General features: G+C 72.2%; 12 protein-coding genes. 9 read left to right on the top strand and 3 right to left on the bottom strand.

Annotated features, from left to right (window positions below):
* Positions 1-243 precede the first annotated feature (243 nt).
* From ACSYGN_RS38260 to ACSYGN_RS38240, 5 genes are all read left to right on the top strand, one after another.
* Entirely contained in the window at positions 244-819 is a 576-nt protein-coding gene (locus ACSYGN_RS38260) for a 2Fe-2S iron-sulfur cluster-binding protein (protein WP_460404923.1), read from the top strand.
* Entirely contained in the window at positions 816-1,817 is a 1,002-nt protein-coding gene (locus ACSYGN_RS38255; RefSeq protein ID WP_460404921.1) for an FAD binding domain-containing protein, read from the top strand. The genes ACSYGN_RS38260 and ACSYGN_RS38255 overlap by 4 nt, the downstream gene beginning before the upstream one ends.
* Positions 1,814-3,937 carry a xanthine dehydrogenase family protein molybdopterin-binding subunit gene (locus ACSYGN_RS38250; protein WP_460404919.1) on the top strand — a complete coding sequence of 708 codons (2,124 nt, stop codon included), beginning with the start codon at positions 1,814-1,816 and terminating at the stop codon, positions 3,935-3,937. The genes ACSYGN_RS38255 and ACSYGN_RS38250 overlap by 4 nt, the downstream gene beginning before the upstream one ends.
* Positions 3,930-5,096 (top strand): XdhC family protein, encoded by a 1,167-nt coding sequence (locus ACSYGN_RS38245; protein ID WP_460404917.1) that lies wholly within the window; start codon positions 3,930-3,932, stop codon positions 5,094-5,096. Before ACSYGN_RS38250 ends, ACSYGN_RS38245 begins: the two co-directional genes overlap by 8 nt.
* Positions 5,097-5,341: 245 nt before the next feature.
* On the top strand, positions 5,342-6,448 hold the full coding sequence (locus ACSYGN_RS38240) for an NAD(P)/FAD-dependent oxidoreductase (RefSeq protein ID WP_460404915.1): 1,107 nt from the start codon (positions 5,342-5,344) through the stop codon (positions 6,446-6,448).
* Positions 6,449-6,484: 36 nt separating this feature from the next.
* On the opposite strand, the gene ACSYGN_RS38235 is transcribed toward ACSYGN_RS38240, so the two are convergent.
* Positions 6,485-7,039: a hypothetical protein gene (locus ACSYGN_RS38235; RefSeq protein ID WP_460404913.1), complete on the bottom strand. Its 555-nt coding sequence runs from the start codon at positions 7,037-7,039 to the stop codon at positions 6,485-6,487.
* An 87-nt stretch (positions 7,040-7,126) separates the two neighbouring features.
* On the opposite strand from ACSYGN_RS38235, the gene ACSYGN_RS38230 reads away from it, so the two are divergent.
* Complete coding sequence (locus ACSYGN_RS38230; protein WP_460404911.1) at positions 7,127-9,649, top strand: SpoIIE family protein phosphatase; 2,523 nt, start codon at positions 7,127-7,129, stop codon at positions 9,647-9,649.
* 203 nt (positions 9,650-9,852) lie between these two features.
* Here the strand turns inward: ACSYGN_RS38230 and ACSYGN_RS38225 are convergent, their stop codons facing one another.
* Positions 9,853-11,823 carry a glycoside hydrolase family 5 protein gene (locus ACSYGN_RS38225; RefSeq protein WP_460404909.1) on the bottom strand — a complete coding sequence of 657 codons (1,971 nt, stop codon included), beginning with the start codon at positions 11,821-11,823 and terminating at the stop codon, positions 9,853-9,855.
* A gap of 143 nt (positions 11,824-11,966) precedes the next feature.
* Positions 11,967-12,425, bottom strand: a complete 459-nt coding sequence (locus ACSYGN_RS38220; protein WP_460404907.1) for an ATP-binding protein — start codon at positions 12,423-12,425, stop codon at positions 11,967-11,969.
* Between the two features lie 240 nt (positions 12,426-12,665).
* Here ACSYGN_RS38220 and ACSYGN_RS38215 point away from each other — a divergent pair, with 240 nt between their 5' ends.
* From ACSYGN_RS38215 to ACSYGN_RS38205, 3 genes are all read left to right on the top strand, one after another.
* On the top strand, positions 12,666-13,538 hold the full coding sequence (locus ACSYGN_RS38215) for a helix-turn-helix domain-containing protein (protein WP_460404905.1): 873 nt from the start codon (positions 12,666-12,668) through the stop codon (positions 13,536-13,538).
* Positions 13,535-13,786: a DUF397 domain-containing protein gene (locus ACSYGN_RS38210; protein WP_460404903.1), complete on the top strand. Its 252-nt coding sequence runs from the start codon at positions 13,535-13,537 to the stop codon at positions 13,784-13,786. The genes ACSYGN_RS38215 and ACSYGN_RS38210 overlap by 4 nt, the downstream gene beginning before the upstream one ends.
* A gap of 87 nt (positions 13,787-13,873) precedes the next feature.
* Positions 13,874-14,695, top strand: a complete 822-nt coding sequence (locus ACSYGN_RS38205) for an SAM-dependent methyltransferase (RefSeq protein WP_460404901.1) — start codon at positions 13,874-13,876, stop codon at positions 14,693-14,695.
* Positions 14,696-14,790: the final 95 nt, after the last annotated feature.

The following is a 14,790-nucleotide window of genomic DNA, read 5'->3' as shown; positions in this document are numbered from 1 at the left end:
CGGACAGCTGTCCGTTACGCTTCCGGGTAACGGACAGCTGTCCGCTTCGGCTCATCGTACCGGTGAACGTCGTCGGCCGACATGCCCACGTACACCGCGGATGCCCGTGTCCTGCCACCTTCGACACGCATGACCTGCTCAGACGGCTCTGACACACGACCGCGTGCACTGTACGCCTCCTGTTCCTCTGCTTGCCTGCGCGTCCCCGCAGACGCGTACCGCACCTGTGAAAGAAGGCTGACCATGGCTCAAGCGCCCTCGACGGCGTCCAGCGCCATCACCCTGCACATCAACGGCGAGAAGCACACGCTGACCGTCGACCACCGCACCACCCTGCTCGACGCGCTGCGCGAGCGGCTCGATCTGACCGGCACCAAGAAGGGCTGTGACCAGGGGCAGTGCGGTGCCTGCACCGTTCTGGTCGACGGCCGCCGGGCCGTGTCCTGTCTCCAGCTCGCCGTCGCGGCCGAGGGACGGGAGATCACCACCGTCGAAGGACTCACCCAGGGGGACGAACTCCATCCGGTCCAGAAGGCCTTCCTGGAGCTGGACGGCTACCAGTGCGGCTACTGCACCCCCGGCCAGATCTGTTCCGCCGTCGCCGTGATCGAGGAGCACGCGGCGGGCTGGCCGAGCGCCGTCACCGGGGACGTCCGGCCCGAGGCCGGACCGCCGGACCTGACCGCCGAGGAGATCAGGGAGCGGATGAGCGGCAATCTGTGCCGGTGCAGCGCGTATGTGCAGATCGTGGAGGCCGTCTCGCGCGCCGCCGCCAAGACGGCAACCGCCGCCGCCGAGCCCGAGGGGGCGGCCGCGTGAAGGAGTTCGCCTACCAGCGCGCCCACGACGTCTCCGGCGCCCTCGCCCTGCTCGACGCGGACCCCGCGGCCCGCTTCCTGGCGGGCGGCACCAACCTGGTCGACCTGATGAAGACCGGGGTCGAACGACCAGGCCGCCTCGTCGATGTGCGCGAACTGCCCTTAGACCGGGTGGAGCCGACCCCTGACGGCGGCCTGCGCATCGGCGCCACCGTCACCAACAGCGACCTCGCCGTCCACCCCGAGGTCAGGCGCCGCTACCCGGCGCTGACCCAGGCCGTCCTCGCCGGAGCCTCCGGGCAACTGCGCAACATGGCCACCGTCGGCGGCAATCTGCTCCAGCGCACCCGCTGCGCCTACTTCGCCGATGTGACCCGGCCCTGCAACAAGCGTGTCCCCGGCAGCGGTTGCCCCGCCGTCGAGGGGGAGCACCACAACCACGCCGTTCTAGGCGCCTCCGCGCACTGCGTGGCCGTCCACCCCTCCGACATGGGCGTCGCCCTGACCGCCTTCGACGCCGTGGTCCACTACGAGACCGCCGACGGCCCGGGCGACCTGTCGATCGCCGACCTCTATCTGCCCGTGGACGACACCCCGCACCGCGAGACCGCCCTGCCGCCGGGCGCCCTGATCACCGGAGTCACCCTTCCCCCGGCGCCCACGGCGGCCAACTCCCGCTACCGCAAGGTGCGCGAGCGCGCCTCGTACGCCTTCGCCATCGGCTCGGTCGCCGCCGCCCTCGACATCCGGGACGGCGTCGTACGCGACGTACGGCTGGCCTTCGGAGCCGTGGCCTCCCGGCCCTGGCGGGCCCACGCGGCTGAACAGGCCCTGCGGGGAGCGCCCGCCGACGAGGCGAGCTTCCGCGCCGCCGCGGACGCCGAGCTCGCAGCTGCCCGCCCGCTGCCCCACAACCGCTACAAGGTGCCCCTGATGAGCAACCTCGTCGTCGCCGTGCTCACCGAACTCGCCGGGAACACTGCGGAGGCCGCACGATGACCACGACCAGCGAACACCGTGCGGCGAACGCCGTCGGCACCGCGCACATCCGCGTGGAGGGCCGTGACAAGGTCACCGGCGCCGCCCGCTACGCCGGTGAGGTGCCCTTCACCGAACTCGCTTACGGCTGGCTGGTGCTGTCCACGGTAGCCCGGGGCCGCATCCGGGGCATCGACTCGGATCCGGTGCTCGCGATGCCCGGCGTCCTCGCGGTCCTGGACCACCGCACCGCCCCCCACCTGGAGACCGACTACATCTCTCTGCTCGGCACCCGCCCCGACCCGACCTGCGCCCTCTTCCAGCACGACCGGGTGCCGAGCCTCGGCTGGCCGGTCGCCCTGGTCGTCGCCGAGACCTCCGAACAGGCCCGCGAGGCGGCCGAGTCACTCGTCGTGCACTACGAACAGGAGCCGCACGACGTCGTGTTGGACCCCGAGCACCCGGACGCCTACGCGCTGGACGGCCATATGCCCGGCGAGACCGGCAAGGGCGACGTGGAGGCCTCGCTCGCCGCGTCCGCCGTCGTCCTGGACGCCGAGTACACCACCCCCGAAGAGCACCACAACCCGATGGAGCCGCACGCCGCCACCGCCCACTGGGACGGCGGACGGCTCGAGGTGATCGACTCCAACCAGGGCGCCACCTGGGTCGTCGGTGAACTGGCCGCCATGTTCTCCCTCGACCCGGGTGCCGTGCACGTGCGCTCCGAGCACGTCGGCGGCGGCTTCGGCAGCAAGGGCGTACGCGCCCCCCAGATCGCCGCCGTCATGGCCGCGACCGTCCTCCAGCGGCCGGTGCGCGTCGTCCTGACTCGCCGTCAGATGTTCTCGCTGGCCGGATACCGCAGCCCCACCGTGCAGCGGATCAGGCTCGGCGCCGACACCGACGGACGGTTGCGCGCCCTGGAGCACCGCTCCCTCAACGCCACGTCCACCGTCTACGAGTTCGTCGAGCCCGCGGCCGGACCGGCCCGGGTGATGTACGACGCCGACGCCCACCGCACCGCCAACCGGATCGTCAGGCTCGATGTGCCCAGCCCGACCTGGATGCGCGCGCCGGGCGAGGCACCGGGCTCGTTCGCCCTGGAGTCGGCCATGGACGAACTCGCCGAGCGGTGCGGCATCGACCCCATCGAACTGCGGCTGCGCAACGAACCGGAGACCGGCCCGGTCTCCGGACTCCCGTACGCCGGACGCAATCTGCGAGGCTGCTTCACCGAGGGCGCCGCACGATTCGGCTGGGCGGACCGGGACCCGCGCCCGGGACTGCGCAGGGACGGACGCTGGCTGCTGGGCACCGGCACCGCCGCCGCCTCCTTCCCGGCCGGGGCGATGCCGTCCACGGCCGCGGTGACGGCCCGGCCGGACGGCACCTTCACCGTGCGGATCTCCGCCGCCGACATCGGCACCGGCGCCCGCACCGCGCTCACCCTGATCGCCGCCGATGTGCTCGGGGTACCCCCGGAGCGGGTGCATGTGCGCATCGGCGACAGCGATTTCGGCCCCGCGATGATCGCGGGCGGCTCCATGGGCACCCGCTCCTGGGCCTGGGCGGTCACCGAGGCCGGCCGCGAACTGCGCGAACGGCTCGCGCTCGGCGACGGCGTACCGGCCGAGGGCATCACCGTGACGTCGGACACCACCGCGGCCGTCGGCGCCCTTGCTCAGCGCGAACGGCACTCGTTCGGGGCGCAGTTCGCCGAGGTGGCCGTCGACACCGCCACCGGCGAGGTCCGGGTGCGCCGCATGCTGGGCATGTTCGCGGCGGGCCGGATCGTCAATCCCCTCACCGCGCGCAGCCAGTTGGTGGGCGGCATGATCTGGGGCCTGTCGATGGCGCTGCACGAGGAGGCCGTCCGTGACAGCGCGACCGGCGGTCTGGTCGGCGCCGACCTCGCCGGCTATCACGTGGCCACCCACGCCGATGTGCCGCACATCGAGGCGGACTGGGTCGACGCCCCCGACCCGGAGGACCCGGTCGGCATCAGGGGCATCGGCGAGGTCGGCATCGTGGGCGCCGCGGCGGCCGTCGCCAACGCGGTCTGGCACGCCACCGGCGTACGGCACCGCAGCCTGCCGATCCGGCCCGACCGTGTGCTGACGGCGGCCCGCGATGCTTGACATCGCCGCCGATCTGCGGCGCTGGCTCGATGAGGGCCGCGCGTTCGCGCTCGCCACCGTAGTCTCCACGGGCGGCAGCGCGCCGCGCGGCCCCGGCGCCGCACTCGCCGTCGACACGGACGGCACGGTCGTCGGCTCGGTGTCCGGCGGCTGTGTGGAGGGCGCCGTGTACGAGCTGTGCCAGGAGGCGCTCGCCGACGGCAGGACCGTCGTCGAGCGCTTCGGCTACAGCGACGAGGACGCCTTCGCCGTAGGGCTGACCTGCGGTGGAGTCCTCGACATCATGGTTGTGCCGATTGGCGCCGGCTCACCTGTCAGGGCCGTGCTGTGCTCGGCCCTGGAGGAGGCCGCCGAGGGCCGCCCGGTGGCCGTCGCCCGGGTCGTGCGGGGCCCTGCCGGACTGCTCGGCACCGCCCTGCTGGTGCGGCCCGACGGGTCGTACGAAGGCGGCCTCGGCGGTACGGCCGAGGTGGACCGGACGGCGGCGGCCGAGGCCCGTGCCCTGCTGGAGGCGGGCCGCACCGGCACCGTCGGTCTCTCGGAGGACGGCACCCACTGCCCCGGCGGACTCATGCTGCTGGTCGAGTCGAGCCAGCCGCCGCCCCGGATGATCGTCTTCGGTGCGATCGACTTCGCCGCGGCACTGGTGCGGGCGGGCAAGTTCCTCGGCTATCAGGTGACCGTGTGCGACGCCCGCCCCGTCTTCGCCACCCCGGCCCGCTTCCCCGAGGCGGACGAGGTGGTCGTCGACTGGCCGCACCGCTATCTGCGGGGCACGGCGACCGACGCGCGCACCGTGCTGTGCGTCCTCACCCACGACGCCAAGTTCGACGTACCCCTGCTGGCGGTCGCGCTGCGGCTGCCGGTGGCGTTCGTCGGCGCCATGGGCTCCCGCCGCACCCACGCCGACCGGGAACGGCGGCTGCGTGACGTCGGCCTCACGGACCGGGAGCTGGCACGGCTCAGGTCCCCGATCGGGATGGATCTCGGCGCCCGTACCCCGGAGGAGACGGCCGTGTCCATCGCCGCGGAGATCGTCGCCGTACGGCGCGGTGGCACCGGTGTCCCGCTGACCGGCTCCGGGACACCGATCCACCGCGATGCCGGCGACACCGGCGACACCGGCGAGGCACAGCGGACCGGCGCCGCCGCGGCCTGAACACCGCACCCGAAACAGGGCCGGACCCCTGTGTCACTTGCGCCTGGCGCGCATCGCTCACCGGCCCCCCGACCCCGCGTCGGGGGGCCTTCCCGGCTCCCGGCCCAAAGTGCGCACTTCAACCACCCGGGGACCGGGTCCGTGCGCAGGCGCTACGCTCGCCGCCGGGCGAGTGACGACGGCGTCGCACGACGGCCGCGTCACGCCCACCCCCCACATGCCCCCACATGCAATGGAGACTTGGCTTGCACGACGGCGAAGTTGTGGTGATAGGCGGCGGATACGCGGGAGTCCGCCTGGCAAAACGGCTGGACGCGACGACACGCGTCACCCTGGTGGACCGCAAGGAGATCTTCTTCCACCGCATCGCCTCCCTGCGCGCGGGAGTGCGCCCCGCGTGGACGGTGACCCCGCTCATCCCGTACGACCGGCTGCTCCAGAACGGCCGTGTGACCGTCGGCAAGGCCGTCCGGATCGACACGGCGGAACGGGAGGTCGTCCTCGGTACCGGTGAACGGCTGTCCTACGACGTGCTGGTCATCGCCACCGGCGCCGACTACCCCGAACCGGCCCGCTTCGCCGGTACCACCGCCGACGAGGCGGTCGAGAACTTCGCCCAGCACCAGAAGAAGATCGCCGGCGCCGAGCATGTCCTCGTCGTCGGCGGCGGGCCCTCCGGTGTGGAGCTCAGCGCCGAGATCCGCCTGGCAAGACCCGGGATCCCGGTCACGCTCGCCCACTCGGGGACGGAGCTGATGCACTCCACGGGCAGCGCGGCGGCCGGGCGGCGGGCCCGCGCCTGGCTGGAGGCGCACCATGTGACGGTGCGGCTCGACTCCTTCATGTCCCCGGGCAGCGAGTTCGGCACCTACCGGGACGCCCGGGGCAGCGTCGTCGAGGCCGATCTGTCGTTCTGGGCGACCGGCACCACCCCCAACACGTTCTGGCTGCGCATGGCCGGACTCGGCGACTGGCTGACCGCGTCCGGGCACATCAAGGTCGACCGCACCCTGCGGGTCGAGGGCCGCTCGGACGTGTTCGCGATCGGTGACGTCAATGACGCCACCGACGTCAAGATCACCCCCGCCGCGCTGGCCCAGGCGGACCTCGCGGCCCACAACATCCGCGACCATCTCGGGAGTCCGGGCAGGCACCGCAAGGAACTGCGGCTGTACCGGGCGTACCACCGCACCCCGATGATCGTGCCGTTCGGCTCGGCCGACGGAATGACCATGGTGCCCGTGCCCGGCGGCGAGACCGCGATCCTGGGCACCCGCACCTCCACCCTGGCCAAGGCGCGCACCCTGATGACCCCCTACATCAGACGCCAGCTCGGCTACGCCACCGACTGACCGGCACGGCGGCCGGGACACTGGCGCCCCGCGCGCTCACCGTCCCGGCTGCCGCACGGGTGCCCAGTGCTGCCGCAGCAGCGTGTGCGCACGGTGCACGAGGAAGGCCGCCACCGGCAGCTCCACGAACACGGCGAGTGCCGCCGACGCCCACACCGCCGGAGTGCCGAAGTCGAGCGACACGTCGAACCACGCGTCGCACACCAGCAGCACCGCCGTGGCCAGCGCCGCCAGTACGGCTCCCGCGTGCCGTCTGCGGGCCAGTACCGCCGTCGCCCCGGCGGCCGTGAGCAGCAGGATGTCGAAGCCCACCCAGGCGGCGCGCCACTGGTGGACTCGGTAGTCGGAGGGCAGCGTCAGGGCCATCAGCACCGTCCAGGGGATCAGCCCGAGCACCGAGAGCGCCAGCAGCTTCACGGTGCGCCGCCTGCGCCGCTCCTCGCCCGCCGGGCGTGCGGGGGCGTGCATGACGGGGAGGACGGCCACCGGGTCCTCGGTCGTCGGGCTCGTCGGGCTAGTCCGGGTAATCGGGCTCGTCGCCGGCATCGCCGCCACCTCGTTCCAGCCGTCGTCACCTGCGTCACGCGCCACGGCGCTCCTCCGTCAACAACTGGAGGGGGCCTCCTGATAATTCCCGGACGAGCGTGACGGACCATGGTGGTGTAAAGGATGGAATCGATGGATTCTTCGCGAAAAGCCTCCGAAACGCCCGCGGCGGCCCGGCCGGAAGGACCCGGGCCCACCGGCCCGGGCGAGCCCTTCGACGCATCCACCGAGGCCACCGCGGTGCTGGACACGGACGGCACCGTGATCGGCTGGACGCGGGGCGCCGAGGCGCTCCTCGGCCTCCCGGCGGCGCAGGTCGTGGGCCGGTCCGCCGCGCTGCTGCCGGCGGGCGCAGGGGACCCGGCACGGGTGGCGGCCGTCGTCGAGCGGTGCCGCGCCGGAATGGGCTGGAACGGGCTGGTCACGCTGCGGCACCGGGACGGCCACCGGGTCGAAGCCGATCTGCGGGTGTCGGCCTCCTTCCAAATCGCGGGCCCGCCCGAGGGACGGTCCGGGAAGCCGGGCCGCGGCCGGGAGTGCTTTCTCGTCTCGGCGCGCGAGCAGCGCCCGCAGTGGAGCATGGACCAGTCCGTCCTGGACGGCTTCCTCACCCGCTCCCCAGTCGGCATGGCCGTCCTGGACCTGGACCTGCGCTACGTATGGCTCAACGACACCCTCGAACGCTTCGGCGGTGTGCCCAGGAGACAGCGGTTGGGCCGGCGGCTGAGCGACCTGCTGCCGGGCATCCAGGCGGACACCATCGAGGAGCTGATGCGCAAGGTCCTGGCGACCGGCAACCCGGTCACCGACTACGAGTATCTGGGCTGGAGCTGGGCCGACCCGCACCGCAGGCACGCCTACTCCTCGTCGTTCTTCCCGCTGGTCGACGCAGACGGCACCGTCGCCGGGATCTGCTACATGGTCGTCGACGTCACCGAGCGGTGGACCGCCCGCAGACTGCTGACCCTGGTCAACGAGGCGGGCGCCGACATCGGCACCACCCTCGACGTGCTGCGGACCGCGCAGGAACTCGCCGACTTCGCCGTGCCCCGGTTCGCCGACTTCGTCGTCGTCGACCTGCTGGAGCACGTCCTCGACGCGGACGTGCCCGTCGACTGGCCGGACGGGGCGCCGCCCGTGCCCGTACGACCGGTGATGCGGCGCGCCGCGATGAGTTCCGTGTACGAGAACCGGCCGGGGGCGACCGCGGGGATCGGCGAGCGGGCCGACTTCTGGCCCCCTCGGCACGGTGTGGACCTGCTCACCGGCGGCGGGCCGGTCCTCGTCCCGGTGCTCGACCCGGACGACGATCTGTGGAGCGCCCGGCAGCCCGGGAGCGCCGCGCACATCCGCGAACTCGGCCTGCACTCCCTGATCTCCGTGCCGATGCGGGCCCGCAACACCGTGCTCGGCCTCACCACGTTCGCCCGCTCCGCCAACCCCGTGTCCTTCGGGCACGACGACGTCCTGGTCGCCCGGGAGCTGGTCGCGCGGGCCGCGCTGTGCGTGGACAACGCCCGCCGCTACACCCGTGAGCACACGGCCGCCGTCACCCTCCAGCAGAGCCTGCTGCCGCAGGCCCTGGCGGGCGGTACGGCCCTGGAGGTGGCCTCCTCCTATGTGCCGGCCGACGCCACGGGCGGGGTCGGCGGCGACTGGTTCGACGTCATCCCGCTGTCCGGCGCCCGCGTCGGCCTGGTCGTCGGAGACGTCGTCGGCCACGGCATCACCGCGGCGGCCACCATGGGCAGGCTGCGCACCGCCGTACAGACCCTCGCCGACATGGAACTGCCCCCCGACGAACTGCTCGCGCACCTCGACGACCTCGTGCTGCGGCTCAGCGAGGCGGAGACAGGCGTCGACGAGGCCCGGCAGAGCACCGCCGGATTCCTCGGGGCGACCTGCCTCTACGCCGTCTACGACCCCGTCACCCGGCGGTGCGCCATGGCCCGGGCGGGCCACCCGCCCCCGGTCGTCGTCACGCCCGACGGCAATGTCACCTTCCCCGAGCCGCCCGCCGGACCCCCGCTCGGCCTCGGCGGGATGGCCTTCGAGTCCACCGAGATCGAACTCCCGGAGAACAGCCTCCTCGGGCTCTACACCGACGGGCTCATCGAGGGACCCGACGGCGACATCGAGCCCGGCATGACCCGGCTCGCCGAGCTGCTGTCCCGGACCACCACGGACCTCGCGACCCTGTGCAGCACCGCCGTGCAGCAGCTTGTGCCGCTGACCCGCTCCGACGACATCGCCTTCCTGCTGGCCCGCACCCACGCCCTCGGCGCCGACCACGTCGTCTCCTGGGACGTCCCCGAGGACCCGGCCGCCGTGGCCGAGCTGCGCGCCCGCACGACCCGTCAACTGGCGGCCTGGGGACTGCACGACATGGTCATGACGACCGAGCTGATCGTGAGCGAGCTGGTCACCAACGCGATGCGGCACGCCGCCTGGCCCATCCGGCTGCGGCTGCTGCGCGACTCCCGGCTGACCTGCGAGGTCGCCGACGCCAGCAGTACCGCACCCCGGCTCCGGCACGCCCGCAGCACCGACGAGGGCGGCCGGGGTCTGTTCCTCGTCGCCCAGATGGCCCGCCGCTGGGGCGCTCGCTACACGGCGGGCGGGAAGATCATCTGGGCGGAGCAGGACCTGGCGTGAGCCGCTGGTGCTGCGACCGGAAAGGTTCACCGGCCCGCGACGCCCGGCACGGCACCTCGCCCCGTTGTCGCATCACCCGAGTACATCCAGTACGCGGACGATGCTCCGCCTTGCGATGCACCGCACCGGACGCCGCGGGCTTTCCGGCAAACCTTTCCGGTCACAGCACTAGGCCGGCCAGGGCGGTCGGGATGTGCGGCCGGTCAGGACAGGGTGCGGCACAGCAGCGCGTCGGGGCCGGGATAGGCGGCGAAGCGGGTGGTGAAGGCGATGCCCGCCGCGTACTCGTCGTCCCCGCACTGGCCCTTGTAGTCCTGGTAGGCGAAGTCGCCGCCGGACGAGCCCGGGGGCCGGTTGTCGGAGCGGTCGAACCACACCGTGCGCGAGGTGCCGCCGAGCGTGACCCGGGCCGGGACGCACAGCGCCGCCGAGGTCCGCGTCCCGCGGTGGCTGTAGCCGACGAGGAAGTCACCGGCCGGGCACTGGAGCTTGGTGTACCCGGAGGCCCAGTCGCCGCCCGAGGGGACGTAGCGCTCGTCCGTGACGACGACCTGGGCAGTGCCGCCGGCCCGCAGGTCGCCCGCGGTGGCGTCGGTGCACAGGCCCCGGCCCGAGGTGTGGCCGAGCCCGGTCAGCCGCAGTCCGTCGGGGCAGACGGCCTTGGAGGCCCCGGAGTCCCAGTCGCCCTGGGCGCGCACCCGCAGCGACTGGACGTAGTCGCCGTGGTCGGTGTTGAGCATGCGCCACACCGGGGTCGCGGCCACGGAGCCCGTCAGGGCGGGCGCGGTCATGAGGTGGTCCCAGGCGCCCCGGCGCCAGTCGGAGTCGTCGAGGAGCCCGTGCCGCCCGCCCTGCATGTCGTAGCGCAGCAGGGCCCAGTCGTCGTGGCCCTCCCAGCCGACCAGGGGCCAGTAGGCGAAGTCGGTGTCGTGGTCGGCGAAGTAGTCGGTGATGTTGCCGAACCACGTGCGGGCCGCGGCACCGGTCTCCCCGGCGCCGATGCCGAACTCGCTGATCCACACCGGCGCGGTGTAGTGCCTGCCGTTCTCCTCCGCGAAGAACGCCTCGTCGTACAGGGCCTGGTAGAGGTCGGCACGGCTGAGGTCCTGGTAGCGGGCGTCGTGGGTCTCGCCGATCCCGGTGGCGCCGCTGTGGTTCGGGCCGGTGTAGCCGTAGAAGTGGGCGGAGTAGACCAGTTTGCGGCTGTCGACCAGGGCGTGCGACAGCGTGCCCGCGGGGGTGAGCATGGGGCGGCCGTGCGGGAGTCCGTCGACGGGCAGCCCGGTCCAGTTGATGCCCTCGACGACGATCAGGAGGTTCGGGTTCGCCTCGGTGAGGATGCGGTCGGCGGCGAGCTGAGAGGCGGCGAACCAGTCATGGGCGTCGCCCACGCCCCAGTTGGGGTCGTCGAGGACGTCACGGCGGACCTCGTTGTAGAGATCGGCGCCCACCACTCCCGGGTCGTTCGCGTAACGGCGGGCCATGAACACCCAGTCGTCCGCCCACTGCTGGGTGCTCCGGCCGCTGTTCCAGCGTTCGTTGCCGTCCACACCGCAGCACCAACGCGAGGTGTTCGTGTGGTTGTTGAGGATGACGGCGAACCCGGCGTCGGAGAGCGCGGTGACGACCGCGTCGTACACCTGGAGCGGGGTGTCCCCGCGCAGTTGCGGATTGGCGGCCACGGCCGAGTCCGGCACGGCCGCCGTCGCGTGGATCATGGCGTTGGAGAACGGCAACCGGACGCTGTTGACACCGAGTTCACGGAAGTCCGACATGAGCCGGGACAGCGGCGCCCGGTCCAGGCCCAGCGGGATGCCGTGCGAGTTCTGCCCCGCGTGGTGGTTGGCGTCGTCGGACTCGCTGCCGCTGCCCGTCCAGGAGCCCTGTGCACCGTCCCAGTTGGCCGACTTCAGCCGGAACCGGTCGCCGTTCGCGTCGACGATGTAGCGTCCGCGGGTGGACAGCGGGGGCTGCCAGGTCCTGGTGGTGGCGGTGGTGGCGGTGGTGGCGGTGGTGGGGGTGGCGGTCGCGGCGTCGGTCGCGGAGGTCTGTGTGGTCGCCGCGGAGGTCTGCGCGGTGCTCGCGGCGGCGTTCGGCGCCGGCGCGGCCACGGCCGCGGGTGCGGTGGCCCACAGCAGCAGTATCGTCCCGCATGTCAGGTACTTGACAATCATGGATTTTGACATCGTTTTCCTCGGCAGGGGAGGGGGTCTCCCCGCAGTTTCCCGCTCCCGCGCGGCTTCAACCGCGCCCTCGGGCGGCCGGGCGATGTCGGTCCCGGCACGCCAACTCTCTTGCACACAAATGATGTGACGGCTCAGACGCAGGTGCGCAGCGCCGCCCACACCACGTTGCCCGTGGTACGGGTCGAGCGGGTCACTCCCCAGGCGTCGGCGATCTGCTCGACGAGCAGCAGCCCGCGCCCGCTCTCGGCGTGCGGGGCGGGGGAGAGGCGGGGCAGACACGGCTCGCGGTGGTCGCCGTCACCGTACTCGTCGTGCACCTCGACCCTCAGCTCCGATTCCGGCACCAGCTCCACCCCGCACAGCATCCGCCCGCCCCGGGCGTGCAGCACCGCATTGGTGGCCAGCTCCGAGATCAGCAGCACCGCGTCGGTGCACAGATCGCCCGCCTGCCGCCAGACACACAGCTGCTCCCGCACCACATCGCGGGCGATCTTCACGCTCGCGCGGTGCGCGGGAAGGTCGAGCCAATGGGAGCGTCGCGGGCCCGAAGGGGTTAAGAGGCCGTGGGACGAAGCGGTGTGGGGGGTCACAGTGATCGCCTTCCATCGAGCGCGGGGCGCTGGGGCCTGTCGTCCGGATCAAGTCGGTGTGCGGCGTGTGGCACGAGTGACGCGCGCGCTCGGCGGGGTCGCTCACGAAGTCATCATGCTGGTTGGTGAGTTCACGGTGCAACCGACTCCCTGATAATTTCAGCCCGCCGGTATCCGACTGGTGGCATCATCAAGTCGCTGTCAGAATCGCCCTGTTGACGGTCACTCAGGAGGTAGGGCGTGAACGAGGCTCGTTCGGGCGCCGGCTCGAGTGCTCCCACGGTGCTGCGCATGATCCTCGGGCGGCGGCTCCGGGACATACGGCTGAACGCGGGGGCGTCCTTGGAGGACGCCGCCCGTGCCCTGCGGGTGAAGCCCCTCACCATCCGCCGGCTGGAGAAGGCGGAGGTCGCCCTCAAACCCCTCTATGTGGAGAAGCTGCTCCAGACCTACGGGGCCGGGCAGCAGGAGATCGACGAGTTCGTCGCGCTGGCCGAACGGGCCAACGAGCCCGGCTGGTGGCACGCCTACCGCGACGTACTGCCCAACTGGTTCACCGCGTACGTGAGTCTGGAGACGGGCGCCAAGACCTTACGCACCTACGAGCCCCACTACGTCACCGGCCTGCTCCAGACCTACGGGTACGCGCGCGCCGTACTGCGCGGCGGCTTCCCGAACGGCGGCGAGGAGGAGCTGGAGCGGCGGGTGGACGCCCGGCTGCGCCGTCAGGGTCTGCTGGCGAGGGAGAACGCGCCGACGCTGTGGGTGGTCATGGAGGAGGCCGTGCTGCACCGCGTGGTCGGCGGCGCCGAGGTGATGCGGGAGCAGATCGACAAGCTCCTGGAGGTCTCTGAACTCGACCATGTCAGCGTGGACATCGTGCCCTTCACCGCCGGCGCCCATGTCGGGGCCTGTGCCCCGTTCACCTATTTCCGGTTCGAGGAGCCGGAGCTGCCCGACATCGTCTACAGCGAGATCCTGTCCGCCTCCATGTACCTGGACGAACGCGCCGACGTCGTCGCCCATCTGGAGGCTCACAACCGTATGTCGCTGCTGACGTCGGCCGCGGACAGCAAGGCACTCCTTGACCGCATGCGCAAGGAGTACTCATGACCACCACCGACGCCCGGTTCTACAACGGAATGCCTGCCTCGGAACTCGGTGAGCAGGGCTGGGAGTGTCCGTGGAGCGGGCCCAACGGAGGTCAGTGCGTGGAGACCAAGCAGCTCGCCGACGGCCGGGTGGCCCTGCGCCAGTCGACCGACCCGGCGTCACCGGCGCTGATCTACACGCCGGAAGAGATCAGGGCGTTCGTCCTGGGAGTCAAGCAGGGACTGGCCGATCATCTGACGGCCGGCTGAAGCGCGACAGGCCCTAACGGGAAGGACCGTGCCGGCGTCGGCCGCGGCCTGCCCGGCACACCTACGCAGACCAGTCAAGGGGAGACGATGAGCAGCACCAACGCCGCGCGGGACATCGACACCAGCAGGCCGCACTCCGCCCGGATGTACGACTACTTCCTCGGCGGCAAGGACCACTTCGAGGTCGACGCCAAGGCCGCCGCGACGGTCGCCGAGACGTTCCCCGCGGTGTTCCTGGGCGCCCGGGAGAACCGCGCCTTCATGCACCGCGCCACCCGGGTCCTCGCCCAGGAGCACGGCATCCGCCAGTGGCTGGACATCGGCACCGGCATCCCCACCGAGCCGAACCTCCACCAGGTCGCCCAGTCCGTGGCCCCCGAGGTACGCGTGGTCTACGCCGACAACGACCCGCTCGTCCTGAAGTACGCCGAGCGCCTGATGCGCAGCACCCCGCAGGGCCGCACGATGTACATCGAGGCGGACGTGAACGACCCCGAAGCCCTGCTGGAGACGCCCGAACTCGCCGAGGTGCTCGACCTGGACCGGCCCGTGGCGCTGTCCCTGAACGCCCTGATGCACTTCGTCACCGACGCCCAGGACCCGTACGGCATCGTCGGCCGCCTGCTCGCCGCGCTTCCCTCCGGCAGCGCGCTCGCGCTCAGCCACGGCACGGCCGAGTTCGACCCGCCGACCTGGCACAAGATCACCGGCATCTACACCGACGCCGGTACGCCCGTGCAGCTCCGCACGGCGGACGAGGTCGCCCGCTTCTTCGACGGCCTCGACCTGCTGGACCCCGGCGTGACCCTCGGACACCGCTGGCGCCCCGACGCGGAGACCGAGGTCCGGGCGAAGGACCTCACGGACGCCGAGGTCAGCGTGTGGACCGGGGTGGGCATCAAGCCGTAGGCCGGTAAGCGCCGTGGACCCGCAGACGCACAGGGCGGCAGGCCGGTGTGGGGGCGGCCCGCGGACGCCGGCCGTACCGGCGTCCGCGGGGCAGA

It is taken from the genome of Streptomyces sp. YIM S03343 (assembly GCF_054729195.1).
This window is presented reverse-complemented; position numbering and strand designations above follow the sequence as displayed.